Origin of the sequence: Acinetobacter sp. PW68, from assembly GCF_020982655.1 — a bacterium.
Taxonomy (GTDB): Bacteria; Pseudomonadota; Gammaproteobacteria; order Pseudomonadales; family Moraxellaceae; genus Acinetobacter; species Acinetobacter towneri_A.
In genome coordinates this window covers 944801-970602 of the sequence record NZ_JAHZSX010000001.1, presented here as the reverse complement: position 1 = coordinate 970602, position 25802 = coordinate 944801, and the positions used below count along the sequence as shown (strand labels likewise).

General features: G+C 41.1%; 21 protein-coding genes. 6 read left to right on the top strand and 15 right to left on the bottom strand.

All coding sequences use genetic code 11. The features are described from left to right. Positions 1–271 precede the first annotated feature (271 nt). Complete coding sequence (locus tag K1T76_RS04565) at positions 272–652, bottom strand: hypothetical protein (protein ID WP_230244301.1); 381 nt, start codon at positions 650–652, stop codon at positions 272–274. 325 nt (positions 653–977) lie between these two features. Between K1T76_RS04565 and rlmKL the strand changes: the two genes are divergently transcribed. Beyond that, positions 978–3182 carry a bifunctional 23S rRNA (guanine(2069)-N(7))-methyltransferase RlmK/23S rRNA (guanine(2445)-N(2))-methyltransferase RlmL gene (gene rlmKL, locus K1T76_RS04560; RefSeq protein WP_230244299.1) on the top strand — a complete coding sequence of 735 codons (2205 nt, stop codon included), beginning with the start codon at positions 978–980 and terminating at the stop codon, positions 3180–3182. Between the two features lie 73 nt (positions 3183–3255). Here the strand turns inward: rlmKL and K1T76_RS04555 are convergent, their stop codons facing one another. The 3 genes from K1T76_RS04555 to K1T76_RS04545 all read right to left on the bottom strand — a co-directional run bounded on the left by K1T76_RS04555 (position 3256) and on the right by K1T76_RS04545 (position 8080). Beyond that, a complete protein-coding gene (locus K1T76_RS04555) occupies positions 3256–4539 on the bottom strand; it encodes a DUF945 family protein (RefSeq protein ID WP_230244291.1) in 1284 nt (427 codons plus the stop codon). 227 nt (positions 4540–4766) lie between these two features. Next, on the bottom strand, positions 4767–7346 hold the full coding sequence (gene clpB / locus K1T76_RS04550) for an ATP-dependent chaperone ClpB (protein WP_230244289.1): 2580 nt from the start codon (positions 7344–7346) through the stop codon (positions 4767–4769). 311 nt (positions 7347–7657) lie between these two features. Then, complete coding sequence (locus K1T76_RS04545; RefSeq protein ID WP_230244287.1) at positions 7658–8080, bottom strand: OsmC family protein; 423 nt, start codon at positions 8078–8080, stop codon at positions 7658–7660. A 148-nt stretch (positions 8081–8228) separates the two neighbouring features. Between K1T76_RS04545 and crp the strand changes: the two genes are divergently transcribed. Both crp and K1T76_RS04535 read left to right on the top strand, forming a co-directional pair. Further along, the gene (crp, locus tag K1T76_RS04540; protein WP_070156043.1) at positions 8229–8933 is read left to right on the top strand and encodes a cAMP-activated global transcriptional regulator CRP; all 705 of its coding nucleotides are present in this window, start codon (positions 8229–8231) and stop codon (positions 8931–8933) included. A 205-nt stretch (positions 8934–9138) separates the two neighbouring features. Further along, a complete protein-coding gene (locus K1T76_RS04535) occupies positions 9139–10188 on the top strand; it encodes an NADP(H)-dependent aldo-keto reductase (RefSeq protein WP_230244285.1) in 1050 nt (349 codons plus the stop codon). A gap of 100 nt (positions 10189–10288) precedes the next feature. Here the strand turns inward: K1T76_RS04535 and K1T76_RS04530 are convergent, their stop codons facing one another. The 6 genes from K1T76_RS04530 to K1T76_RS04505 form a co-directional block, all read right to left on the bottom strand. After that, a complete protein-coding gene (locus tag K1T76_RS04530) occupies positions 10289–11071 on the bottom strand; it encodes a M48 family metallopeptidase (RefSeq protein WP_230244276.1) in 783 nt (260 codons plus the stop codon). A 156-nt stretch (positions 11072–11227) separates the two neighbouring features. Then, complete coding sequence (locus K1T76_RS04525) at positions 11228–11536, bottom strand: hypothetical protein (protein ID WP_230244274.1); 309 nt, start codon at positions 11534–11536, stop codon at positions 11228–11230. 238 nt (positions 11537–11774) lie between these two features. Continuing rightward, positions 11775–13094, bottom strand: coding sequence for an adenylosuccinate synthase (locus K1T76_RS04520; RefSeq protein ID WP_230244272.1), 1320 nt, complete (start codon positions 13092–13094; stop codon positions 11775–11777). Positions 13095–13163: 69 nt separating this feature from the next. Continuing rightward, the gene (locus tag K1T76_RS04515) at positions 13164–14330 is read right to left on the bottom strand and encodes an ATP phosphoribosyltransferase regulatory subunit (RefSeq protein WP_230244270.1); all 1167 of its coding nucleotides are present in this window, start codon (positions 14328–14330) and stop codon (positions 13164–13166) included. 164 nt (positions 14331–14494) lie between these two features. After that, positions 14495–14809 carry a hypothetical protein gene (locus K1T76_RS04510; RefSeq protein WP_019837624.1) on the bottom strand — a complete coding sequence of 105 codons (315 nt, stop codon included), beginning with the start codon at positions 14807–14809 and terminating at the stop codon, positions 14495–14497. Between the two features lie 134 nt (positions 14810–14943). Then, positions 14944–15978, bottom strand: coding sequence for a type I glyceraldehyde-3-phosphate dehydrogenase (locus tag K1T76_RS04505; protein ID WP_019837625.1), 1035 nt, complete (start codon positions 15976–15978; stop codon positions 14944–14946). 463 nt (positions 15979–16441) lie between these two features. Here K1T76_RS04505 and alaS point away from each other — a divergent pair, with 463 nt between their 5' ends. The 3 genes from alaS to csrA all read left to right on the top strand — a co-directional run bounded on the left by alaS (position 16442) and on the right by csrA (position 20992). Further along, positions 16442–19135, top strand: coding sequence for an alanine--tRNA ligase (gene alaS, locus K1T76_RS04500; protein WP_171257448.1), 2694 nt, complete (start codon positions 16442–16444; stop codon positions 19133–19135). A 64-nt stretch (positions 19136–19199) separates the two neighbouring features. Further along, positions 19200–20480 (top strand): aspartate kinase, encoded by a 1281-nt coding sequence (locus tag K1T76_RS04495; protein WP_019837627.1) that lies wholly within the window; start codon positions 19200–19202, stop codon positions 20478–20480. A 251-nt stretch (positions 20481–20731) separates the two neighbouring features. Next, on the top strand, positions 20732–20992 hold the full coding sequence (csrA, locus tag K1T76_RS04490; protein WP_019837628.1) for a carbon storage regulator CsrA: 261 nt from the start codon (positions 20732–20734) through the stop codon (positions 20990–20992). A gap of 155 nt (positions 20993–21147) precedes the next feature. Here the strand turns inward: csrA and rnhB are convergent, their stop codons facing one another. The 5 genes from rnhB to K1T76_RS04465 all read right to left on the bottom strand — a co-directional run bounded on the left by rnhB (position 21148) and on the right by K1T76_RS04465 (position 25770). After that, positions 21148–21723, bottom strand: coding sequence for a ribonuclease HII (rnhB, locus tag K1T76_RS04485; RefSeq protein ID WP_070156051.1), 576 nt, complete (start codon positions 21721–21723; stop codon positions 21148–21150). 92 nt (positions 21724–21815) lie between these two features. Further along, entirely contained in the window at positions 21816–22202 is a 387-nt protein-coding gene (locus tag K1T76_RS04480; RefSeq protein ID WP_019837630.1) for a hypothetical protein, read from the bottom strand. Between the two features lie 538 nt (positions 22203–22740). Beyond that, a complete protein-coding gene (locus K1T76_RS04475; RefSeq protein ID WP_070156053.1) occupies positions 22741–23754 on the bottom strand; it encodes an adenosine deaminase in 1014 nt (337 codons plus the stop codon). Positions 23755–23851: 97 nt separating this feature from the next. Beyond that, positions 23852–25174: an NCS2 family permease gene (locus K1T76_RS04470; protein WP_026438181.1), complete on the bottom strand. Its 1323-nt coding sequence runs from the start codon at positions 25172–25174 to the stop codon at positions 23852–23854. A gap of 416 nt (positions 25175–25590) precedes the next feature. Continuing rightward, positions 25591–25770 (bottom strand): hypothetical protein, encoded by a 180-nt coding sequence (locus tag K1T76_RS04465; RefSeq protein ID WP_070156055.1) that lies wholly within the window; start codon positions 25768–25770, stop codon positions 25591–25593. Between the last annotated feature and the right edge of the window lie 32 nt (positions 25771–25802).

Here is a 25802-nt window from a genome sequence, read left to right as displayed (position 1 = left end):
CAGAAATTGATTTGGCAAAGCAGTGCAACTTGGCATGATTTAGTCAAAAGAAACTTATGATTTTAAAAATTAAGTCATGCAGAATCATTTACACTTTCTTTCATGCTTAATACTCTACAAAACGATGTGAAAGGATGGCACGTATATTTAACTACAATGCTACCCAATCATATTGATATGAGCTTAATGAACATCTGCTTGATCAATCTTCGCCTACAACAACCTACACAACATTAAGGCTGTGTAGGCAAAACCCGTACTATTCCCCCACTTAACGCAATGCACCAATATAATGATGCGACACCTGCGCCCGATAAATTTCTTCAGCTGTCGGTTCAGTCAAGTCATCTATATTTTCTACTGCATCTGATTGCTGCACTTCAGTCTGCGAAGTCGTTATTTCTGCATCAGCATCCATTAAGTTAGCCAATATACTGTTTAAGCGCAGCGCATAACGGCACAATTCCTCATCGTGTGTAGCGAGCGCCAATTGCAGCACAGCACGTGCATAGTCTGAATTTTCAACCAGATACATGACATCAATCACACGTCCACTGACCCGTCTTAATCGCGTATAAATTAAAGTGGCAACTGAAAAAATCTCGTTATTTGCTGTTAAAGCCTGTGCCGTGTTTAAAGTAGCCGTGGTCATTTAAATATTCCCCTTATCGCTTCATTGTTGTTTTGCAGTGTTTGATGCTCATCTGCAAAATGTTCACCATCACAACAATGTATGAGCAAAATACATACCAATCATGTGAATATTCAGGTTTTTATTCTTGCGCAATACAATCACTCAAAATTTTATGGGATGTCATTGCATCCTCACTGCATTTTTAGAAAAAAAAAGTAAAAATACCCTGAAACTCTTCAAACCAAGACCTTTAAAATTCTGCACGATTCACGCTAAATCACTAAGTTTTCTAGCACAAAATACGGTAAAATAGTCGATTGCTGAATTGCTTTTGGAAATTTTCATGAATTCGAAACCCCGTCTTTCTACATATTGGGTCACCTGTGCAGATGGACTTGAAACCTTATTGCAAGAAGAAATGCAAGGTTTAGGTATTCAAAATATCGAACGTTTACCGGGTCGTTTAATTTTCAAAGGCACACTCGAAAATGCCTATCGTGTCTGCATGTGGTCACGTTTAGCCTCACGTGTCCTTACGCCAATTCACACACACGAAATTGAATTCAGTCACGACGCGCGCGATGTAGCCGAAGAGCTTTATGAAGGTGCGCTTAGCTTTGACTGGTCACTCATTTTTGCCCCACAAAGTACATTTGCAGTGCGTTTACACATTGAACGTGACATCAAAGTAAATAGCCAGTTTGCGACCTTGCGCGTTAAAGATGGTGTGGTCGATTCATTTATGGATGCAGTGGGCAAACGTCCAAGCATCGACATCAAACAGCCAGAAATTACCTTATACGTGTTGGCAGGCAAAAAAGAACATACATACTGCCTTGATTTATCGGGCGATTCATTGCATAAGCGCGGCTATCGTCGTTTTATGACCGATGCGCCAATCAAAGAAAATCTTGCAGCGGCAATTCTGCAAAAAGGTCAATTACAACACATTCAGCCTGACATCATTTTAGATCCGATGTGTGGTTCAGGTACCTTTATTATTGAAGCTTTAATGATGCTGACTGACCGTGCGCCAGGTCTAGTACGTCGTTTTGGTTTTAATGGTTGGCAAGGCCATGACCATGAATTATGGATGAACATTAAAGCTGAAGCAGCAGAACGACATCAGACAGCATTACAACAACCGCTGCCAAAATTCTATGCTTTTGATGCAGACTGGGAAGCAGTCAAAGCCACCAAGCAAAATATTATTGCTGCCGGTTTTGAACACTTGCTCGATCAGATTCAAATTGAAGAACGTACTTTGGCCGACTGGCCAGATTTTCAGGCTGAAGGCAAAAAAGCCTTTATTGTCACCAACCCACCTTATGGTGAGCGTTTAGGCGATAAAGCCTCGAACCGTGCCTTGTATTTGGGTTTATCTGCCCTATTGCAAAAACATTTCCCAAATCAAAAAGCAGCTGTAATTGCCGCACAGGTCGAACAAGCCGATGTACTGGCATTTAATGACCCTCAAATTCTACGTTTGATGAACGGTAAACTACCAATTTATGTCCGTTTTGGCACGATCAAACCTGCAACAGTAGCACGTCCATTCTTAGCTGACTGGCAACCTCAGCAATTTGAACCGATTGAAGGTGCAGAAGACTTCACCAACCGCTTACAGAAAAATATGCAAAGCCTGAAAAAATGGGCTGTGAAAGATAATGTCTATTGCTTACGTTTATACGATGCAGACTTGCCTGATTTTAATGTCGCAGTCGATTTATACGGCGATCGTTTGCACGTACAAGAATATGCACCACCGAAAAAAATTGATCCTGAAAAAGCCAAAAAGCGTTTTAATCTTGCATTACAAGCAATTCGTGCTGTAACAGGCTTAGGCCGTGATGCGGTATTCATTAAGACACGTGCCCGCCAAGAAGGTAAAAATCAGTACACCAAACAAAGTACTGCTTCTAAGCGTTTTATTGTGCAAGAAGGTCAAGCGAAAATTTTGGTCAACCTGACGGATTATTTAGATACAGGTTTATTCCTAGACCACCGTCAAATGCGTTTACGCATTGCCAAAGAAGCTCGTGGCAAGCACTTCCTGAATTTATACAGTTACACCTCAACTGCAAGTTTGCATGCTGCACTTGGCGGGGCTGCAAGTACCACCAGTGTCGATTTGTCCAACACCTATTTAAACTGGTCTAAAGAAAACTTTGTATTGAATGGTTTAACGGTAGACCATGCCGATGAGCAACATCAATTCTTTGCCAGCGATTGTTTTGAATGGCTCAAAGAAGGTCATGAACAATATGATCTGATCTTTATTGACCCACCAACTTTCTCTAACTCTAAAAAATTCTACGGAACGTTTGACGTACAACGCGACCACGTTTCTTTAATTAAACGTGCCATGAACCGCTTAACCACAGGCGGTACGCTGTACTTCTCCAACAACTACCGTGGTTTTGAAATGGATGAAGAAATTGAAGCCATGTTTGATGTGCAGGAAATTAGCCATGAAACTATTGGCCCAGATTTCAAACGCAATACCAAAATCCACCGTGCTTGGAAAATTCAGCACCCACCTGTTTAAATAAACGATATGGTAATACAACAAAGCCTGTTCAATTGAACAGGCTCTGTTTTTTCGTAGGTCAGTATCTAGCTTATTGACCAGTTAAAAACTTCTTTTCACCATATTGATAATGCATCGACAGTTTAAATTCATCACCATCACGTTCAATTTGCTGATTGCCTTGCATCGCACTGAGCATCTGCTCTAATTCTTGATCAGACATGCTTTTACCCGCAGCATTCATATAATTATTCATAATAGTTTTGACCACTTGCTTGTTAAAGCTCACATCGGTTTGCACTTCTAGCAAACTTGGGAACATTTTTGCTAAGCCTTCTACAGTGGTTTGATGCCCTGGCATCACTTTACCGACCAAATCTGCCCGAATACTGCCTGTGCCTAACTTCAACTGATTCTTCTTCGATTCAAACTGAAAACCCTCATTAATCACCGCCACTAAGGCTTGTTGAACTTCCTTCTTAAAGTTTTCTGCTTCTAAGCAGGAATTGCTTTGTTTTTGAATAATATCAAAAAAGGTCTGCATTTTTGTGCGTTGCAAATCATTAACATCCCAATTTAACTGCAAATCTTGCATGGCAGGCACATTATTTAAACCTAACTCGGCAATTTTAAATTTTGAATGAATATCAACCGTACGCTCATGCAGTTGAGTATCCATACGCCAACTGAAGTCCTTCATTTTGCCTGAACCCACTGCTTTTGGGTCTTGACGCTGCATTTCTGCAATACTGAATTGGAAATAGCCCGGCTCTAAAGACTGTGCATTCAAAGCCTGATTGGTTTTAAACTGCATACCTTTTACTTGAAGATGTCCAAATTGATCGCGTACCGTCAATTGAGGCACATCAAAACTCATATTTACAATTTGCTGCTGCCCTTGACTTTGTTTCCCCTGAAACTCAATCTGCATAGGCGAAAATTTAGCTTCAAGTCCTGCTTCTTTTTTCTCTATGGCAGGTATGCTCAATTTCGTGGTTGATACGCCCAACCAATTTACTTGTGTTGTCATATTTAAAGGCTGCTGAAAGAACTCGGAAAATTGGCCCTGCCCTTGTTCCAGATTCATTTTAGAATCAATTTGGTAACCTTTCCATGTCCGCTGAATTTGATCTTGTCCGTGAAACACCAATTTTTCTTTAGCATTACACGGGTCTGAAATAATGGTCATTTTCCATTTGGCAGTACCTTTTAAAGTCCCCATGTCGTAGTCTGTATATTGCACGCTAATATTAGGTGCAGGATTTGAATTTTGTTGATAATGCTCACGCAGGCTCTTATCTGCATATAAATTTCCCGCAGCGGCAGCTCCTGCTAACACTGCAACCCCCATTCCACCCCATACTATTTTTGACATAGATTCTGCTCAGAATTTATCTATTTTTATTGAAAAAAAATTATAATTAATCTTCTTTAAAAAAGATAATTGTTTTGCAAATAAATCACTTAAATAAAATATTTATCACAAAATATTTAAAATAGCTGTCACTTTTGACCAAAAATTTTACTAATGTGACCTGAATTGTCAGTCATAAAAAACCCAGCCGAAGCTGGGTTTCTTGAAAGTTGCTAACATATAGCCAATTAGCTGAGTTTCATTTTTTCAAACAGCAAATGACCATTTTCAGCTTTAATTAAAATCGTATCGCCTGCAACAAAGTCGCCTGCTAAGATTTTTTGCGCCAACGTGTTTTCCACTTGTTGCTGAATCGCACGTTTCAATGGACGCGCACCGTAGACTGGGTCAAAACCTGCTTCAATCAATTGATCAAATGCAGTATCGTCTATCGACAAGCGCAAATCGCGTTCGCTTAAACGTGCACGTAAACGATCCAATTGAATTTCGGCAATGCCACGAATTTGTGCTTTTTCCAATGAATGGAACACCACCAATTCATCAATACGGTTAATAAATTCAGGGCGGAAATGTTGCGACACTGCTGCCATGACCACGGCACGTACTTCTTCACGTGTTGGATTGTCACCTAGTTCACGTACATCGTGAGAACCCAAGTTAGAAGTCATCACAATTACAGTGTTTTTAAAGTCCACCACGCGACCTTGTGAATCGGTCAGGCGACCATCATCCAACACTTGTAATAAGATGTTAAATACGTCCGGATGGGCTTTTTCCACCTCATCAAACAACACCACACTGTACGGTTTACGACGCACTGCTTCGGTTAACACACCACCTTCTTCATAACCAACATAGCCCGGAGGCGCACCGACTAAACGGCTAACCGAGTGTTTTTCCATAAATTCAGACATATCAATCCGAATCATGGCATCATCACTGTCAAACAAGAAGTTTGCTAATGCTTTTGTCAACTCTGTTTTACCTACCCCTGTTGGGCCAAGGAACAGGAACGAACCACTTGGACGGTTAGGATCAGACAAACCTGCGCGTGAACGACGTACCGCATTCGATACCGCTACCACAGCTTCGTCTTGTCCCACCACACGGTTATGCAAGAAATCTTCCATGTGCAGCAGTTTTTCACGCTCACCCTGCAGCATTTTCGATACAGGAATACCCGTTGCAGCACTGACGACTTCTGCAATTTCATTGTCCGTAACTTTGTTACGCAATAATTTTGGTTCTTCTTTCTCTTCAACCAACTCATCTTGTGCCAGTTGTTTTTCCAACTCAGGAATCACGCCGTATTGCAAACGTGACATTTCTGCCAAGTCGTTCTCACGCTGCGCCTTTTGCAATGCCATACGTGCCTGATCTAACTGAGTCTGTATTTGCTTAGTGCCTTCAACCAAGGTTTTTTCGGCTTTCCAGACTTCTTCCAAATCATTGTATTCATTCTGAACTTCAATAATTTGTTTTTCTAGATGCGCAACTTCGGCACGGCTGCCTGCATCTTCATCTTTCTTCACGGCTTCAAGTTGCAGTTTCAATTGAATTAAGCGGCGCTCTAATTTATCTAAGGCTTCAGGCTTAGAATCTAGCTCCATTTTAATCCGTGACGCTGCCTCATCCACCAAATCAATTGCCTTGTCGGGAAGTTGACGGTCAGTGATATAACGGTGCGACATTTTAGCGGCGGCAATAATCGCCGAATCTAAAATTTTAACCCCGTGGTGCACTTCGTAGCGTTCTTTCAGACCTCGTAAAATTGCAATGGTGTCTTCTACACTTGGCTCATCGACCAATACTTTTTGGAAACGACGCTCTAAAGCCGCATCTTTTTCAATATATTGACGATACTCATCTAAAGTAGTGGCACCGACGCAGCGCAATTCGCCACGCGCCAATGCAGGTTTCAACATATTGCCTGCATCCATGGCACCGTCGCCTTTACCTGCACCCACAAGTGTGTGTAATTCATCAATAAATAAGATGACTTCACCTTCTTGTTTCGCCAAGTCTTTTAAGACCGCTTTTAGACGTTCTTCAAACTCACCGCGATATTTCGCACCTGCCAACAATGAACCCAAATCTAAAGATAAAACACGTTTACCTTTTAAACTTTCTGGCACTTCACCATTCACAATACGCTGCGCCAAACCTTCAACAATCGCAGTTTTACCCACACCAGGTTCACCAATGAGTACTGGGTTGTTTTTGGTACGGCGTGACAACACCTGAACGGTACGACGAATTTCATCATCACGACCAATTACAGGGTCTAGCTTGCCCGCCAACGCACGTTCGGTTAAATCGATGGTATATTTATTGAGTGAGTCACGTTGATCTTCGTGATTATTGCTCATGACTTTTTCATCCCCTCTAATTTTGTCAATCACGCTACGCAAACTGGCTGAAGTCACGCCTACACTGTTCAGTAGTGTTTTGGTCGCGCCCACTTCGGTCAAACCCAGCATCAACCAATCGGTTGACAAGAACTCATCACCTGCTTTTTGGGCAAAACTGTCAGCCAAATTCAAGGCTTTAACCGCATCTGGACTTAAGTTGATATCGCCTGTTGGATTGGCCAAAGTCGGTGCATCGGCAATCGCTTGCTGTAATTTGCTTTGCAAATCACGTAGGTTGGCACCTGCTTGTTGTAATAAACTGACATTGGAGGCTTCTTCGAGCAAAGTCGCCAATAAGTGAATGCCTTCAATGGCAGTATGATCTTTCCCTATCGCGAGAGATTGGGCATCGGATAAAGCTTGCTGTAGGCGGTTGGTAAACTTTTCAAAACGCATTCTTGTTATTCCTCACAACAAATTGTGTACTTGATGGATATATTGGAACGCAGGCGTAAATTTCAATTAAATTTTTATATATTTTTCAAAATCTTAATTAAAATTAACGGTTAGATTTCAATTATAATATTGGACTGATTAAAGTAAATTTCAAGTTTAATCTGGTAATTTTTTTATAGTGAGTTGAATTATTGACATACACTTGTATATCAACAAATTAAAGGCTTCTGATTATTATTCATGCAAATAGAAATATTTAGTTACAATGATTGGCAAATATACCAACCATTGTATGACCTATCAGTCAACGCTTAATCTTGTTCAATAATTTCAAAATCATGGCTAATTTCAACACCACCATCAGATAGCATTTTACTGGCAGAACAGTATTTTTCTGCTGAAAGTTCAGCCGCCTTCGCGACCTGCTTTTCCTTAACAGCCTTGCCTTTGACCACAAAATGCAAATGAATTTTGGTGAACACTGCAGGGATGCTATCGGCACGTTCTGCTGTTAACTGACATTCAACATGCGTCACTTCTTGGCGTGATTTTTTTAAAATAGTCACAATATCGAATGAAGCACAACCACCAAGTCCCATTAAGATTAACTCCATAGGACGTGGACCACGGTTTTCACCGCCATATTCTGCGGATCCATCCATCACTACAGAATGACCACTTTCTGATTTGGCTTCAAAAGCAACGTTCTCTAACCATTGAACACTTGTTTGCATTGCAACTACCTAAAAAAAACTATAAATTGACACGGGTATTTGTACACTAACATAACTTGAGTTGATAAGGAATTTCATCTCTACTGTGTGACAAGTTCAGCTTAGGTCTTGTGCGATCTATTATTTATCCATTTTCGGAACCGTTAGCATGACTTCCAACTTTTCACAGCTGAGTACTGATGCATTGTCCCCAGGACAACTGCCTGAATCAGTCAAAGCATTATTAAAACGTGCATACATCAACCGTTATCCAAAACGGACAACTATTGTTGATGCAGGGACTGAATCAAAATCATTATATTTGATTCTAAAAGGTTCAGTATCAATTATTCTTCGCGAAGATGATGATCGCGAAATTGTTGTGGCATATTTGAATCCAGGCGACTTTTTTGGGGAAATGGGTCTGTTTGAATCGAATCCGCAACGTACTGCAGAGGTTCGTACTCGTGATGTCTGTGAAATCGCAGAAATTACTTATGAAAATTTCCACGAACTCAGCAAACAATATCCCGATTTAAGCTATGCCGTTTTTGCACAGCTGGTACGTCGTTTAAAAAATACTACACGTAAAGTGACTGACCTTGCCTTTATAGATGTGTCTGGTCGTATTGCACGTTGCTTGATTGATCTTTCTGCGCAGCCAGAAGCCATGATTTTGCCAAACGGTCGTCAAATTCGTATTACACGCCAAGAAATTGGTCGTATTGTCGGCTGTTCACGTGAAATGGTCGGGCGTGTTCTAAAAACACTTGAAGAACAAGGCATGATTGAAACTGATGGTAAAGCCATTCTGATTTTTGATGCTTCTTTGGAGCAAAATGAATCCACTGATGGCAACTTTGATGACGAGTAAACCATCTATATGCTCATTAAAAAAAGCAAATCTTCGGATTTGCTTTTTTATTACCAGCTGTTAACTTTTTACCATTTTCAATTATCAAAATACCATTATTGCTGTAACTACAATGAAGTAGCAATTTTCGCAGCCACAAGTGGCGCAAAATGGTTTCAGCTCTTGTAACATCAATATATACATATAATTTTGAGCGAGAGACAATATGCAATTTAAACCATTGGCAAAGACGGGGATTTTAGTTCCAGAAATCTGCTTGGGCACCATGACCTTTGGTGAACAAAACACGCAATCAGATGCCTTTGAGCAACTGGATTATGCCTTAGAGCGTGGCGTGTATTTTTGGGATACCGCAGAAATGTATCCCGTACCGCCCAAAATAGAAACTCAAGGTGCAACTGAAACTATCATTGGTAATTGGTTACAGCAACATGGCGGACGTGATAAATTATTTTTAGCCTCTAAAATTGCAGGCCCATCGCAAGGCGGCAGTCATATTCGAGATGGCAAAACTCGCTTTAACGCGCAGGATATTCAATCTGCGCTAGATGGCAACTTAAAACGCCTTCAAACCGACTATATTGACTTATACCAACTGCACTGGCCGCAGCGTCCGACCAACTTTTTTGGCAAACTCGGTTATGGCAACCAAGAAGCACAAAATACGCAAGAAGTAACCGACCTTGCTGAAACCTTAACCGCATTGCAACAAGAAATTCAAAAAGGGCGGATTCGCTATATTGGCCTATCGAATGAAACCCCGTGGGGCACCATGAAGTTTTTACACTTGGCAGAACAGTTGGGATTAAGCAAATTTGTCAGCGTACAAAATCCGTATAATCTGCTGAATCGTACTTACGAAATCGGCATGTCTGAAATTGCCCATTATGAAGGTATTGGACTACTCGCCTACTCACCTTTGGCTTTTGGTTATTTAACTGGTAAATTCCGTCATGGTGCACGCCCTGCCAATGCCCGTGTCACGCTATATTCACGTTTTAGCCGTTACAGCAATCCACAAAGCGAATGGGCGACCGAACAATATGCCCAACTTGCAGAACAACATGGCTTGAGTTTGACGCAACTGGCGTTGGCCTTTATCAAGCAGCAATTTTTTGTGACCAGTACCATTATTGGCGCGACCAATATGGCACAACTCAAACAAAATATTGATGCTTTTGAGATCAACTTATCTGATGAAATTTTACAAGACATTGAAGCGATTCACCGTCAGCAGCCCAACCCGGCACCTTAATTTTATTTTTAAACCCTGTTTTAAAATGAAATTAAAAAAGGATGCGCATTTCCATACGTATCCTTTCTTTTATTTATCTGTCTAACTGACTGATGTCATCTTAACGACGGTTTTGGTTATATACCGCTTGTGCTGCTGGCAAGTTTTTACGCATTGCTTCAATACGCTGACTATTCGATGGGTGTGTAGACAAGAACGATGCACCGCCACCGCCTTCAAGCTTGTTCATTTTTTCCCACAATGTAATAGCAGCTTGCGGGTTATAACCTGCACGCGCCATCAGCATTAAGCCACCCTGATCGGCACGACCTTCCAAATTACGCGAATAGGGCAAGCCAATCCCAATTTGAGTACCTAATTGTGCTGCAGCAGCGCCCAATTGACCGACATTGTTCCCCGCTGCACTTAGGCCAACATTTAGTGCCAAGTTTGTTAAAGCTTCTGCACCGATTTTACTTTTAGCATGCTCTTCTAGCGCGTGCACCATTTCGTGCCCCATAATTGCGGCAATTTCAGCATCGGTCAAATTCAATTTGTTGACAATACCTGTATAGAACACCACTTTACCGCCAGGTGCAACAAAAGCGTTTACCTGATCAGACTTAAGCACCGCCAATTGCCATTGGAAAGGCTGCCCAGTTTGGTTCATTTGGTTGGCATATGGAATCAAACGCTGAAACACGGTATTAATACGTTTATACGTGGTTGAACTCGTGTCTAACTGATTTTTATTGCGTGCATCTTGTACCATTTCGTTATAACTTTTAGATGCAGTTGCATTTAAGGTGGCAGTATCTGCACCCGCCATGTCTGCAACAGTCGTACACCCTGAAACAGTGATTGCGCCTGCGGCACATAAACTTAACATCAGTTTTTTGTTCATTATAATAATCTCCGCCTTGCGAGCTATCTTCATACCAATCAATTATATGAAATCAATTCAAGGCTTTAAATCTAAAATCACTTCATAATCATATCATTTATGTAAACAATCCCTAAGCTGTGTACAGATTGTATGTCTAAGCAATCAATCACTGCCTTAGTAAAGAAATTGATAAGACAACCAAAACACTAAACAGAAGATATTTAAACCCAAGTAAATTTTAGACACTACTTCTATTTTTTCTTCCATTTCTGGATTTTTACGTTTGTAGAGTAGGTACGCATTTTGAATCAGAATCAGCGGCACCAAAATACAGGCAAAAATAACGCTCAAACCCATAAATGCTTGATACATAATATTCGGATCATGCTTTTGCGATAAAATCAGCATCATGGCAATGGTCGGTGCGCCGCCCATCGCAAACAATAAAGAATAAAAAATCGTACTGGTAATATTTTTATGCATCCTGCATAACCTTAATTAAATTTAATTTTCTAAAGCCATTGTAACAAGCCACCCTGCTCTGCACAGCGCCAGTCATCTGCAACTTTAGTCTTGAAAAAACAACTCACTCAGCATCATCTATAATGTTTCCAAAAATGAGTCGCTATTGAAACTGAAACAACAGCAATAAAAAGCCCCATCATTTAGACAGGGCTGAATACATCATCAGAGCTTAAATGCTATGCTAAAGCACAACGACTTAAGCATCAAATGGATGACGTAATACGATAGTTTCTGCGCGGTCTGGACCTGTAGAAATAATGTCGATTGGACATTCAATTAACTGCTCAAGACGTTTGATGTAGTTCACTGCATTTTCAGGCAATTGTTCTACACTGGTCGCGCCCACAGTTGATTCAGACCAACCTGGCATTGTTTCATAAATTGGCTTTAAGTTTTCGTATGCAAGCGCATCAGAAGAACCTACGCAACCTGAATCGGTATTTTCATAACCTACGCAGATTTTGATTTCTTCTAAACCGTCCAATACGTCTAACTTGGTCAAGCAGATACCAGAAAGTGAGTTTACATCGACTGAACGACGTAAAATTTCGGCATCAAACCAACCACAACGACGCTGACGACCTGTAGAAGCACCAAACTCGTGACCCACGGTACCTAAGTGTTTACCAATCGCATCACCTACGTCATTTGCTGCGTCATACACCAACTCAGTTGGGAATGGGCCTGCACCAACACGTGTGGTATAAGCTTTGGTAATCCCTAAAACATAGTCTAAATGTAATGGCCCTAAGCCTGAACCTGAGCTTACACCACCGGCAGTCGTGTTCGATGAAGTCACATACGGATAAGTACCGTGGTCAACATCAAGTAATGAGCCTTGCGCACCTTCAAACATAATGTTGTCACCGTTATTACGGTAATTATGAATTTCAGTGGTTACATCAACAACTAATGGTGCAATAACTTCACGCCACTGTTCACACAATGCCAATACTTCTTCTAACTGAACAGCTTCTACACCGTAGTATTCTGTTAATTGGAAGTTATGGTAGTCCAGCAATTCAGCCAATTGGGTACGTAGTGCTTCACCACCACGAACCAAGTCTGCAACACGGATTGCACGACGTGCAACTTTGTCTTCATAAGCAGGGCCAATACCGCGTCCTGTAGTACCAATTTTGGCATTACCACGTTTTTTCTCACGTGCTTGGTCAAGCGCAATATGGTTTGGCAAAATAAGCGGACAGTTTGGTGAAATACGTAAACGCTCTTTCACTGGCACGCCTTCTTGTTCCAGAATACCCATCTCTTTAATCAGCGCTTCTGGAGAAAGTACAACACCATTACCAATTAAGCACAGTACGTTTTCACGTAAAATACCTGATGGAATGAGGTGTAATACAGTTTTCTTACCACCAACCACGAGAGTATGACCTGCGTTGTGTCCGCCTTGATAACGAACGACTGCAGCCGCCTGATCTGTGAGCAGGTCGACGATTTTACCTTTACCTTCGTCGCCCCATTGGGTACCAAGTACCACAACATTCTTGCCCATAATAGCCTCATTACATCATGCTGTTAAAATTGAAAACCAAGACCTGCGACATGAAACATTCCTTGGCGATTAAATTTTTTCGACAGTCCACTCACCATTTGCAAGTACCAATTGGTGCGTTGCGTATGGAACTGAGTTTAAATCATCATTGCCCAACAATTGAATTACACTAAAGCCTTGCGCACGAGTTTGCTGAACTGCAGCAAGCAAATCTGCCTGAGTACCTTTAGGTGCAACCACAACTGCTGCTGATTCAAAACGGCCTGCGCTTAAAACAAACAAGTCACATGAGAAACCTGTTGCAGGGCGTGCACGACCAAAGTGTTGACCAATACCATCGTAACGGCCACCTTGAGCCAATGGCGCAGCACGATTTGGCACATACACTGCGTACATTAAGCCAGTGTGATAGTGATATGAACGTAGCTCTACCACATCAATACCAATATGTAGATTTGGCCAGCGTGCCTGAATTTCAGCCTGTGTTGCTTTCACTGCATCAAAAGCCTGCTTAAACTCAGGATTTTCCAATACTGTAGCACTTAAATTGGCTTGCAAGGCATCTAAATCACTGGCAAAGCGACCTAGAGCATAGAAATCTGAACCAAAGTTTAAATCTTGCGTAAAGTCAGCCAGTTCTGGCAATGCTTTACGCTGATATAAATCTGACAATTGGCGTTCAGTCGCTTTGCTTAGCTCTGCCTGTTGAACCAAGCTCCGGAACATACCGACATGACCCAAGTCTAAATGCACACCTTCTGCCAAACCTGCTTCTTTGAGCAAGCTGAGCATCAGATCAACCATTTCTACATCGGCATCAATGCTGTCTGAACCAAATAACTCTGCACCCAATTGCAATGGTGCACGTGTGGTATTAAAACCTTGTGGTTTAGTATGTAAAACCGTACCAGCATAGCAGTAACGTGCAATACCATCTACAGGATGTACATGTGCATCGATACGCGCTACTTGGGGTGTCATATCGGCACGAACACCCAGCAAACGACCTGAAAGTTGGTCAATCACTTTAAATGTGGCAAGGTCTAAATCTTGATTCGATTCTGAAAGAGAAGATAGAGATTCAATGTATTCTATGAATGGCGTGTACACCAACTGATAACCTCGAGATGCGAGGAAATCCAGTGACTTACGACGCAAGTTTTCAATCACTTGCGCTTGTTCTGGTAATACATCAGCTACACCATCAGGTAATAACCATGTCTCTGAAATGGGCATGTTGTAAACCTAAATTCTTGTTTGCGCGGAACGAATCCGCATAAAAAAATCGGGAGGACACCCGATTTCTCCTAGTTTAGCATGATACTTTTGCGCATGCACCTGACTTTTTCTGAAATATGCGGTAAAAAACATGAATACACGACATCTTTCAAAACCACCATTTAAAAGTCCTGATTTGGTTTAACTGCCTTTGCCAATAAACTGACCAACTCGGCGTTTTGCATTTCAAGCTGTGCTGTTTTTTGCACGGTTTTATCCAGCGCTTCTTGCTGAACCTGCATCTTTTTGGCCAAGTCTTGCATAATTTCTAAAGTCTTTTTCAGATGCTCTTCTAAATGTAATACTTTTTGCTCGACTTGCTGTTGATGCCGCATATCGTTGCTACTGTCTGCCTGATTTTTAAACTGCAACCAAATCAGAAAAATGACGGCAAGTGCGAGCAAAAAAATAAATCCCCACAACAAAATAATCATCATGCTACTACTCTATTCAAATTTTCTATGCAAACTTTGTTTTATCAATTAGCGAATTAACCGTGAATACGAATTATAAAGTTATTCAACACTATTACATGCTTTTTAGACTTTGTATATGTCTTTAAAAGTAGCGCTTACTCTACCCGCTGACTAAAAGATTCACATAAATCCAGTAACCGATTGGCATAACCCCACTCGTTGTCATACCAGGCAAAAACTTTGGCTTGATGTCCTACCACCATGGTTTGGCTTAAATCGACAATTAACGAATAAGGTGAATGATTAAAGTCACTCGATACCAAAGGCTCATCGGTCACTTGCATTATTTCGGCATAATCATGCACAGCCGCAGCACATAACACCTGATTCAATCTGTGCACCGTAATTGGTGACTGCGAAATAAAAGTTAAATCAATAGCTGCAACATTAATGGTTGGCACACGAATCGAATAACCATCAATCCGCTCTTCCATTTTTGGCATGACTTGTTTTAAAGCACCCAAGGCAGATGAAGTTGTCGGAATAATATTTTGTCCTGATGCGCGCGCACGACGTAAATCGCGATGCGCCTGATCCAATACAGTTTGATCGGCTGTCACTGCATGAATTTCAGTCATTAATGCAGTATCAATTCCGAAAGCATCATCAATAATTTTAACCAGTGGTACTAAAGCCTGCGTGGTGCAAGACACACTGGAAATAATTTGGTCAGTATTTTTGACTTCGTGATGATTGACACCATAAACAATCGCAGCATCTACAGTATCGAATGGTGCAGCGCCAATAATCACACGTTTGGCGCCCGCAGTAATATGCTGCGTTGCCGCCTCGCGGGAACGAAACAACCCTGTGCATTCCAATACCACATCTACATTTAAAGCTTGCCACGGCAACTGTGCAGGTTGAGCCTGATTCAACACCTGAACTTTTAATTGCGCCAAACCTGCAGAAATATTCAAAAAAATCTGTTCATTTTCAAGGCTAATTTCCACCTGCCCTTTAAAACGACCATGGGTACTGTCGTATTTAAATAAATGAACCAAGGTTTCTACATCGGCAATGTCATTTATGGCGACGATTTCAAAATGAAAGTCTTTGGGATTTTCAAACCAAGCCCGCAGCACATTGCGCCCGATTCTACCAAAGCCATTGATTGCCACTCGTTGCATGACCGATCCTTTCATAATGAAATCAAAATTTAAGCACAGACTATGTTAATAGATTTTGAGGCCTTACTGAAAAAAATCAGATCAATGCTGCGAATTTTCACGCAATTTGTTGTTTAATTCGGCAAATCAAAAATATCAGCTTTGACTTTCTAGCTTACATTTACGTTTTCTTAAATTTTGTATTCTACTTTATGGCAGTTCGGCATACTCCGTGACCTACAGTAAACGCTTATTTTGAATATAAATATTCATCATCTTCTAATGCAAAGATTTATTCTGCGTAATCGCAACCAAGTTTGCGTCAGAATTGTCATCTATTCACACTAAAATGATTGGTGATAGTGGCTTTTTCCGTTATAATTTGGCGTTTTTAAAATTTTAAGCCTGCATGACAGCAAAAGAATTATTTTTTGTCAGACTGTCTTGCATTTAGCCAAATCAGAATTTATGGAGTGACTTGGTTGTGAGTACTCGTTTTATGACATCAGCTGAAATTCGTGAAGCATTTTTGCGTTACTTTGAATCGCAAGGGCATACACGTGTCACATCGAGTTCTCTAGTTCCTGCCAACGACCCAACCTTATTATTTACCAATGCGGGTATGAACCAGTTTAAAGACTGTTTCCTAGGGCTGGAAAAACGTGATTATGTGCGGGCTGTATCGTCACAAAAATGTGTACGCGCAGGCGGTAAACACAACGATTTAGACAATGTCGGTTATACTGCTCGTCACCATACATTCTTTGAAATGCTAGGTAACTTCTCGTTTGGTGATTATTTCAAACGTGATGCAATTAAATTTGCTTGGGAGTTTCTAACAGGCGAACAATGGTTAGCGCTACCAAAAGACCGTTTATATGCCACGGTTTACCACACCGATGATGAAGCATTTGACATCTGGAACAAAGAAATTGGTTTAGATGCTTCTCGTATTATCCGTATTGGCGATAACAAAGGCGGCCAATATGCTTCAGACAACTTCTGGGCAATGGGTGATACAGGTCCTTGCGGTCCGTGTTCTGAAATTTTCTATGATCATGGCGATCATATCTGGGGTGGCTTACCAGGCACACCTGAAGAAGATGGCGACCGTTTCATTGAAATTTGGAACAACGTATTCATGCAGTTCAACCGCACTGCAGATGGTGTATTACACCCGCTTCCAGCACCTTCTGTAGATACAGGTATGGGCTTGGAGCGTATTTCTGCAGTATTGCAACACGTCAACTCAAACTACGAAATTGATCTGTTCCAGCACTTACTCAAAAATGCAGCAGAAATTATTGGTTTAGATACTACTGAGCTTGAAGCAACGGCACAGCAAACTGGTAAACCTGTCGACTACCCTGCTTCACTCAAAGTAGTTGCTGACCACGCTCGTTCTTGCTGCTTCCTAATTGCTGATGGCGTAAATCCATCGAATGAAGGTCGTGGTTATGTTTTACGTCGGATTATTCGTCGTGCAGTACGTCACGGCAACAAATTAGGCGCAACAGGTTCATTCTTCCATAAAATGTTGAAGCCACTCATTGAAGTCATGGGTGATGCCTATCCTGAACTTGCAGCACAACAAGCACGTATTGAAGCACAACTTCTGAAAGAAGAAGAACAATTTGCCAAAACACTTGAGCAAGGTTTGAAGTTGCTTGAGGGTGAATTAGCACAACTGAAAGGTTCCGTAATTCCAGGCGAAGTAGTATTTAAACTATATGACACTTACGGCTTCCCGACTGACTTAACAGCAGACATCGCACGTGAACGTGAATTGACCATTGACGAAGCAGGCTTTGAAGTTGAAATGGCAGCACAACGCCAACGTGCACGTGACGCAGGTAAGTTTGCGGTTGACTACAACTCAATTGTGAAAGTTGAGGGTGACACGCAATTTGATGGTTACGATGCGACTTCAGGCGAAGGTCAAATCATCGCCATCTATAAGGATGGTGAGCAAGTTGATGAAGTCGTTGAAGGTGATGAAGCTTTAATCGTACTCAATCAAACTCCTTTCTATGCAGAAAGCGGTGGTCAAATTGGCGATACAGGTATCTTCAAAAACGATACCGGTATCTTTGAAGTTCAAGACACCAAAAAATCTGGTGGTGCCTTTGTACATCAAGGTATTGTCACCATGGGCAGTTTAAAAGCTGCGCAAATCGTCGAAGCCATTGTAAAAGCAGACATCCGCGAAGCAACTGCGCGCAATCACTCTGCAACACACCTATTACACGCTGGCCTACGTCAAGTTTTAGGCGCACACGTACAGCAAAAAGGTTCATTAGTTGCTTCAGACATTTTACGTTTTGACTTTGCCAATGATCAACCTGTGTCATTTGAACAATTACAAGAAATTGAGCGCTTGGTCAATGCAGAAGTTATTGCCAATACCGCAGTTTCTACTGAATTACTGGATATTGAAGCAGCCAAAGCCAAAGGTGCAATGATGCTATTTGGTGAAAAGTATGGCGATGAAGTTCGCGTACTTTCAATGGGTTCTATTATTGAAGATAAAAACTTCTCAATTGAACTGTGTGGTGGTATTCACGTAAAACGTACAGGTGATATTGGTCTATTCAAAATCATTTCTGAAGGTGGTGTTGCGGCTGGCGTACGTCGTATTGAAGCAATTACAGGCAGCAAAGCTATTGAAGCTGTTCAAAAGACTGAACGTGACATCAACAGCATCAATGCCTTGTTGAAAGCACAAAAAGACCAGACTTTAGAAAAAGTGAATACATTGGTCGATACAGCATCTAGCCTTCAAAAGCAGATTGAACAGCTCAATCAAAAATTAGCGCACTTCCAAGCAAATGAACTTTTAAGTCAAGTACAAGAACTTGCTGGGCGTACTACGCTCATAACGACTGTACAAAATATGGATGCAAAATCACTGCGTAACTTGCACGACGGTGTAAAATCCAAACTCGACCAAGCAGTGATTGTACTTGCAGGTGTAGAGGGCGATAAAGTCAGCTTGATCGCTTCTGTTGCACCAGACTTTACTGCTACGATTAAAGCAGGAGACATCATCAAACACTTGGCGACAGAACTAGGTGGTAAAGGTGGTGGTAAACCTGATTTGGCACAAGGTGGCGCGCCACTTAACGAGAACTTTGCATCGGTGATGGCAGGTTTAACTGCTTGGCTTGCGGCAAAATAATCTCACTTTTTGTGTAACTGACCCTGCACCGGTAATTCAGGGTCATGGCTTATATGGAACAACTATGGCACTAATCGTTCAAAAATATGGCGGTACCTCAATGGGTACTCCCGAGCGCATTTTAAATGTTGCTCGTCGTGTGAAGCGCTGGCATGATCATGGCCACAAAATAGTGGTTGTCGTTTCTGCCATGAGTGGCGAAACCAATCGCCTACTCGCTCTCGCGAAAGCCATTACCGAAACCCCTGATCCGCGTGAATTAGACCAAATGGTGTCTACAGGCGAACAGGTGACGATTTCGATGTTAGCGATGGCGCTGAATTCTATTGGTGTTGAGGCAAAATCACTAACAGGTCGCCAAGTTGGTATTCAAACTGACAGCGCATTTACCAAAGCACGTATTGAATCAATCAATACCGATGTATTGACTGAAAACCTAGACGCAGGCCGTGTGATTGTGGTTGCTGGTTTCCAAGGTTTTGATGCCGAAGGTAACACCACTACTTTAGGTCGTGGTGGTTCTGATACTTCTGGCGTTGCACTTGCTGCTGCATTGAAAGCTGATGAGTGTCAAATTTATACTGACGTAGATGGGGTTTACACCACAGACCCACGCGTCGCACCAAAAGCTAAAAAAGTAGATCGTATTTCTTTTGAAGAAATGCTAGAAATGGCATCTTTAGGTTCTAAAGTATTGCAAATTCGTGCGGTTGAATTTGCAGGTAAATACCAAGTTCCTTTACGTGTATTATCAAGTTTTGATAATGACGATGATGGCGCATTCGACGAAGATTTTAAACAAAATGTCGGCACACTCATTACTACTGAATTGGAAGACAACATGGAACAACCTATCATCTCAGGTATCGCGTTTAACCGTGACGAAGCAAAATTAACTATTTTAGGTGTGCCTGACGAGCCAGGTATTGCATCTAAAATCTTGTCACCTATTGGCGCTGCCAATGTTGAAGTCGACATGATCATCCAAAACGTAGAAGAAGATGGTACTACTGACTTTACCTTTACCGTAAACCGCGGTGAACTTGCCAAAGCAAAATCAATTCTTGAAGCTACTGCAAAAGAAATTGGTGCGCGTGAAGTCGCGACACGTAGCGACATTGTCAAAGTATCTATCGTAGGTGTAGGTATGCGTTCACATGCGGGCGTTGCAAGCAAAATGTTTACTGCCCTTGCTGATGAAGGCATTAACATTCTCATGATTTCTACCTCTGAAATTAAAATTTCAGTAATCATTGAAGAAAATTACCTAGAGCTTGCAGTTCGTAGTTTACACACTGTATTTGGTCTAGATCGTGAAAGCGGCGAGTCTAGCGCACGCGCTTAATGACTCCCTGTCAGAAAATGTAATTGTCTGACAAATTTTGCGAAAAAGTACAAAAAATTAGAGCCACTATAGTTTTTTTTATAGTGGCTCTGTTATATTGAGCAATATGCTTTCATAAATTTTGACAGCGCTGTATCTTATAAAATAAATAATGATACGTGCCGTAAAAATTTACTGGTTTTTTATTTGGTTGTGACTTTTAAATTGCTTTAAAAATCAATGCAGGTTTAGCATTTTGCAAGGAGATAAACATGCTGATTCTCACCCGACGTGTCGGAGAAACATTAATGATTGGGGACCAAGTCAGCGTGACTGTGCTGGGTGTCAAAGGTAACCAAGTTCGTATTGGGGTAAATGCGCCAAAAGAAGTATCGGTACATCGTGAAGAAATCTATCAACGTATTCAACACGAGCGTGCCATGCATGAGCATTTGCAACACTTAGATCAAGATTATCAACCTTCATTTGAAGAAGATAACTACTCGCATAATGACTTTGACGTTAAACGATGAAGTTTATTGAATATAAAGCGGCTCATTTGCCGCTTTAATTTTCTTGCTGAATGCTTTTTTTAAAACTTGCCCAATCTCTAAGTCGCTCGCTGATTCTAATTATATACAGAATCTTTTATCTACAACTCAGCAATAGATTTACTTTTAAGTTAATGTTATTTTTCCATCAATTCCAAAGCCTTACGCACAGGTGCAAAACTTCGTCGATGTGCCGCAATTACGCCATGCTGCGCAATGGCTTCAAAATGTGCTTTGGTTGGGTAACCTTTGTGTTTGGCAAAACCAAATTGCGGAAATGCTTGGTCAAGCAACACCATTTCACGATCACGCGCCACTTTGGCTAAAATACTGGCTGCCGAAATCTCTGCATGTAATGCATCGCCCCCAACAACTGCATCACACGACATTGCTAAACCTTGCGGAATTTTATTGCCATCGACCAAGACATGCTCAGGTTGAATAGACAAGGCTTCTACCGCTCGACGCATTGCCAATAACGACGCTTGCAAAATATTCAGTTCATCAATTTCGGCTGCTGATGCTTCTGCAATTGCCCAAGCTAAAGCTTTTTCCTGAATTTCAACAAACAACTTTTCACGCTTTTTTTCAGTCAACTTTTTAGAATCATTTAAACCTTCAATCGGGTTATTCGGATCTAAAATAACTGCCGCAGCGACAACAGAACCCACTAAAGGCCCACGCCCTGCTTCATCTACACCTGCAATTTTCATCATCTTTTTCCATAAAAAATAGGCTGAAATATTCAGCCTAACTCACGGTGGGCGTCATCACGGCGCCTTTTTAATTGTTCAGATTCACTAAATTATTTTACTGCTTCTGCCACACATGCATTAATGGTTCGAGATACTGCATTGCTCACAATAGTTGCACGGGCAGCAGGGTCAATTGCTGCAGTGGCTAAATCTACTGCTGTCACGTTTTGTGGTGCTTTTTCACTGACACAGCCACAAATTTCAGCTTGAACATTTTGCTTTTGCGTTGTTGTCATCATACGTGTCGCAGTGTGCCATGCAGGAATGTTATTCAGTTCAGTGACACATTTCGCGTTGATGGCAATTTTAATCGCCGCCATACCCAATTGTTGAGTTGCTGTCGGTGCAGTTGTCGTTCCTGTAGTAGTACCTGTAGTTGTGGTACATGCAGATAAGGACAAAGCGATAGGTGCAAATACAGCGAGTAGTTTTTTCATGGATATTTCCTGTATTTAATATTCAAGTCATTTGGATGAAACAATGTCGCTATTGTGCCTAAACTTGTTTGGCGAAGGAATAGCTTTTTGCAATTTCTACATTCGTGTGCTTAGGCTTAAGGTCATAGTGGGGTTCAGCCCCAGATTGAAACTTAAAACAAGATCAAAGGGGGCAATTTTGAATGCCGTTGACAACATATAGAAAAATAATTTAATCATGCAGAGCAAGGTAAGCTGATAAATGCAGGTTTATCGAGTAATGGGAGCGATCATTTTCTGGCTTAGTATCAATTGAACGTATCCATTTATATAGAAGATTTGCATTCTATCGATGTTGCAAAGCGACTGAAGCAATTGAAACATTCACTGCTTTACAAGCCTGAACAATTAGCTATTTAAATTCAGCGCGGTATGGCCTTCGTTTTTCGCATGAGAAATAATAGCTGTCTGGTTATTTGTAGACATTTATTTAAATCCTCACTTCGGTATTTAAGTGAGGATTAAATTTAGGCTTAGAGGACAAGTGCATAAGATGTGTTCAGTGGGTGCTTGCCTGTAATGTCTGAATTTGTTCAATCCATTTTTGCTTTTCTTCAACCGAAATAAATGATGCTTCAAAAGAGTTGATCGCCAATTGTTTTAATTCAGCATTGCTTAAATCTAAAGCTTGGCTAATTGCAACAAAGTTATCATTCATATAGCCACCAAAATAAGCTGGGTCATCTGAATTGACGGTTACTTTAACACCCTGCTGTAACAAACGACGAATATTGTGCTGTGCCATATCATCCACCACACACAACTTTAAATTACTCAATGGGCAGACCGTGAGCGGCATTTTTTCTTCAATTAAACGTTGCATTAACACAGGGTCTTCTTCAGAACGCACACCATGATCAATACGGTTTACTTTCAGTAAATCTAATGCTTCCCAGACATATTCAGCAGGCCCTTCTTCGCCCGCATGAGCAACGACCAAAAAGCCTGCTTCACGCGCTTTGGCAAAGACACGCTCAAACTTTGAAGGTGGATGCCCGACTTCGCTTGAATCCAAACCTACTGCAATAATTTGGTCTTTATAAGGTAAAGCCTCTTCTAGCGTAACAAATGCAGCATCTTCACTTAAATGACGCAAGAAACACATAATTAAATGTGAACTGATGCCTAATTTTGTTTGTGCATCTTCGCAAGCACGTTGTAAACCATTAATCACGGTTGCAAATGCCACACCACGCTCGGTATGGGTTTGCGGGTCAAAAAACATTTCGGTATGTACCACACGGTCTTCAGCACATTTTTCAAAATACGCCCAAGCCAAATCGTAAAAATCTTGCTCATGCACCAACACTTGTGCGCCTGCATAATAAATATCTAAAAAAGACTGCAAGTTATGAAAATTATAGGCTTGTTTGACTTCTTCTACAGACTGATAAGGGATGTCAATTTGGTTGCGCTGCGCAATAGCAAACATCAATTCTGGTTCAAAAGTACCTTCAATATGCACATGCAGTTCTGCTTTAGGTAATGCTCGGATTAGCTCAAGTTGATTCATGTTCTGTCCTTTTTGCTATTGAATGGGAGAGTTTTAAAAACTGATCAAAATAAAAAAGGGTGCAAACTGAGTTTACACCCCTTTTCCGTTTAAAATATTAACCGCCAAACATGGCAAATTTTAATGCCCAAAGTACAGCAATAATCCAAACCATATAAGGTACAGATTTCGCTTTGCCTGTGAGTAGTTTAATCAGCGCATAGCTAATAAAGCCCATGGCGATGCCATCGGCAATGGAATAGGTAAATGGCATGAACACGAGGGTTAAGAAGGCAGGTACTGCTTCGGTAATGTCATCCCAATCAATATGCACAATGCCCTGAATCATCAATACACCCACAAATAACAAGGCAGGTGCTGTTGCAAAACCAGGTACCGATTGCGCGAGCGGCGCTAGAAATAAACAGGCAATAAACAACAAGCCAACAATCACTGCGGTTAAACCAGTACGACCACCCGCTGCAACACCTGCAGATGATTCAATATATGGCGTTGTTGAAGATGTACCCAATGCCGCACCTGCTACAATGGCAGAAGAATCGGCAAAAAGCGCTTTTTTCAAACGAGGTAATTTACCATCTTGTAACAAGCCTGCGCGGTGTGAAACACCCACTAAAGTGCCTGTAGAGTCAAATAAATCGACCAAGAAAAATACGAAAATTACACCAATTAAACTTGCTGTAAATAGACCTTCAAAGTCCATCTGCATAAAAGTAGGTGCAATAGATGGAATTTCACCAACCACTCCTTTAAATTCGCTTAGACCTAAAGCTGTTGAAATCGCAGTTAGCACCAAAATACTGATGATAATTGCACCACGCACTTTAAAGTGATGCATCACCACCACCATTAAAAACCCCAATAGCGCTAAAAGTACAGTGGGTTGTTTTAAGTCACCTAAGCCCACCAAAGTCGCAGGATTATCGACAATAACACCAGCATTTTTAAGTGCGATTAAAGCAAGGAATAAACCAATACCACCGCCAATGGCTAATTTTAATGACATAGGAATGGCATTGACAATTGCTTCACGGATTTTAAACATGCTAATGGCAATGAAGATAATCCCTGATACAAAAACTGCAGCCAAAGCCGTTTGCCAAGGCACTCCCATGCCTAAACACACCGAGTAAGTGAAATAGGCATTTAGCCCCATGCCCGGTGCCAGTGCTATTGGGTAGTTAGCAACAATTCCCATCACCAAACAGCCAATTGCTGCGGCTAAGCAGGTGGCGACAAAGACAGCTCCATGATCCATTCCTGTTTCAGATAAAATCATTGGATTGACAATAATGATGTAACACATAGTTAAGAAGGTGGTTACACCCGCCAAAATCTCGGTACGGAATGTAGTCTTGTTTTCGCTTAATTTGAATAAGCGCTCAAGCATTCCTGCTGAGGATGGATTAGGAGTCGTCATGACCTAGCCCCTGTAAATAAACTTAATTTGCAGCATGACTGAATTTTAAGTCAGCACTTAAAAGCCTGTGTCAGTTGCAACAATGGATTTGCCCAATAAGCATGTAAAATTACAAAAAAAAGATAAACTTAATTCACAATCAAGCATTTGATTTTATCAAAATCAAAATTTCGGAATGCTAAATAAAAAAGCCGCATAAATTTTATGCAGCTTTATTCATCTTTTTTACTTCAGGCACTCTCAAAAGTAATGCAATTGAGTTGTGATGAAGCAGTTTCAATTGGCAAATTATATCATAGGGATTTTTTTTAAATTCTAGTTTTTTGAATTAAAGATAAAATTTTACGATAAAGTGAACCACATAAAAGAGTGATGAATAAGACAATTACCAGACAGCATGTTAGAAATTTCTAGGTTTATTCTGTGACTTGCAAAGCGTGAGGTGTAGCGACTTCTGTTTTTTCTAGCGATAAATTTGCAGATTCAGTCAAAACTTGGTTCAGTTCTGCCTGCTTTCTCGTTTGCTCTTCCAAGTAAACAAGATAACCTAATAAAACGACCAACACCACCAAAATTAATACAAGATTATGTTTCATGTCATTTACTTTTAGTGAACAATTTTAATACA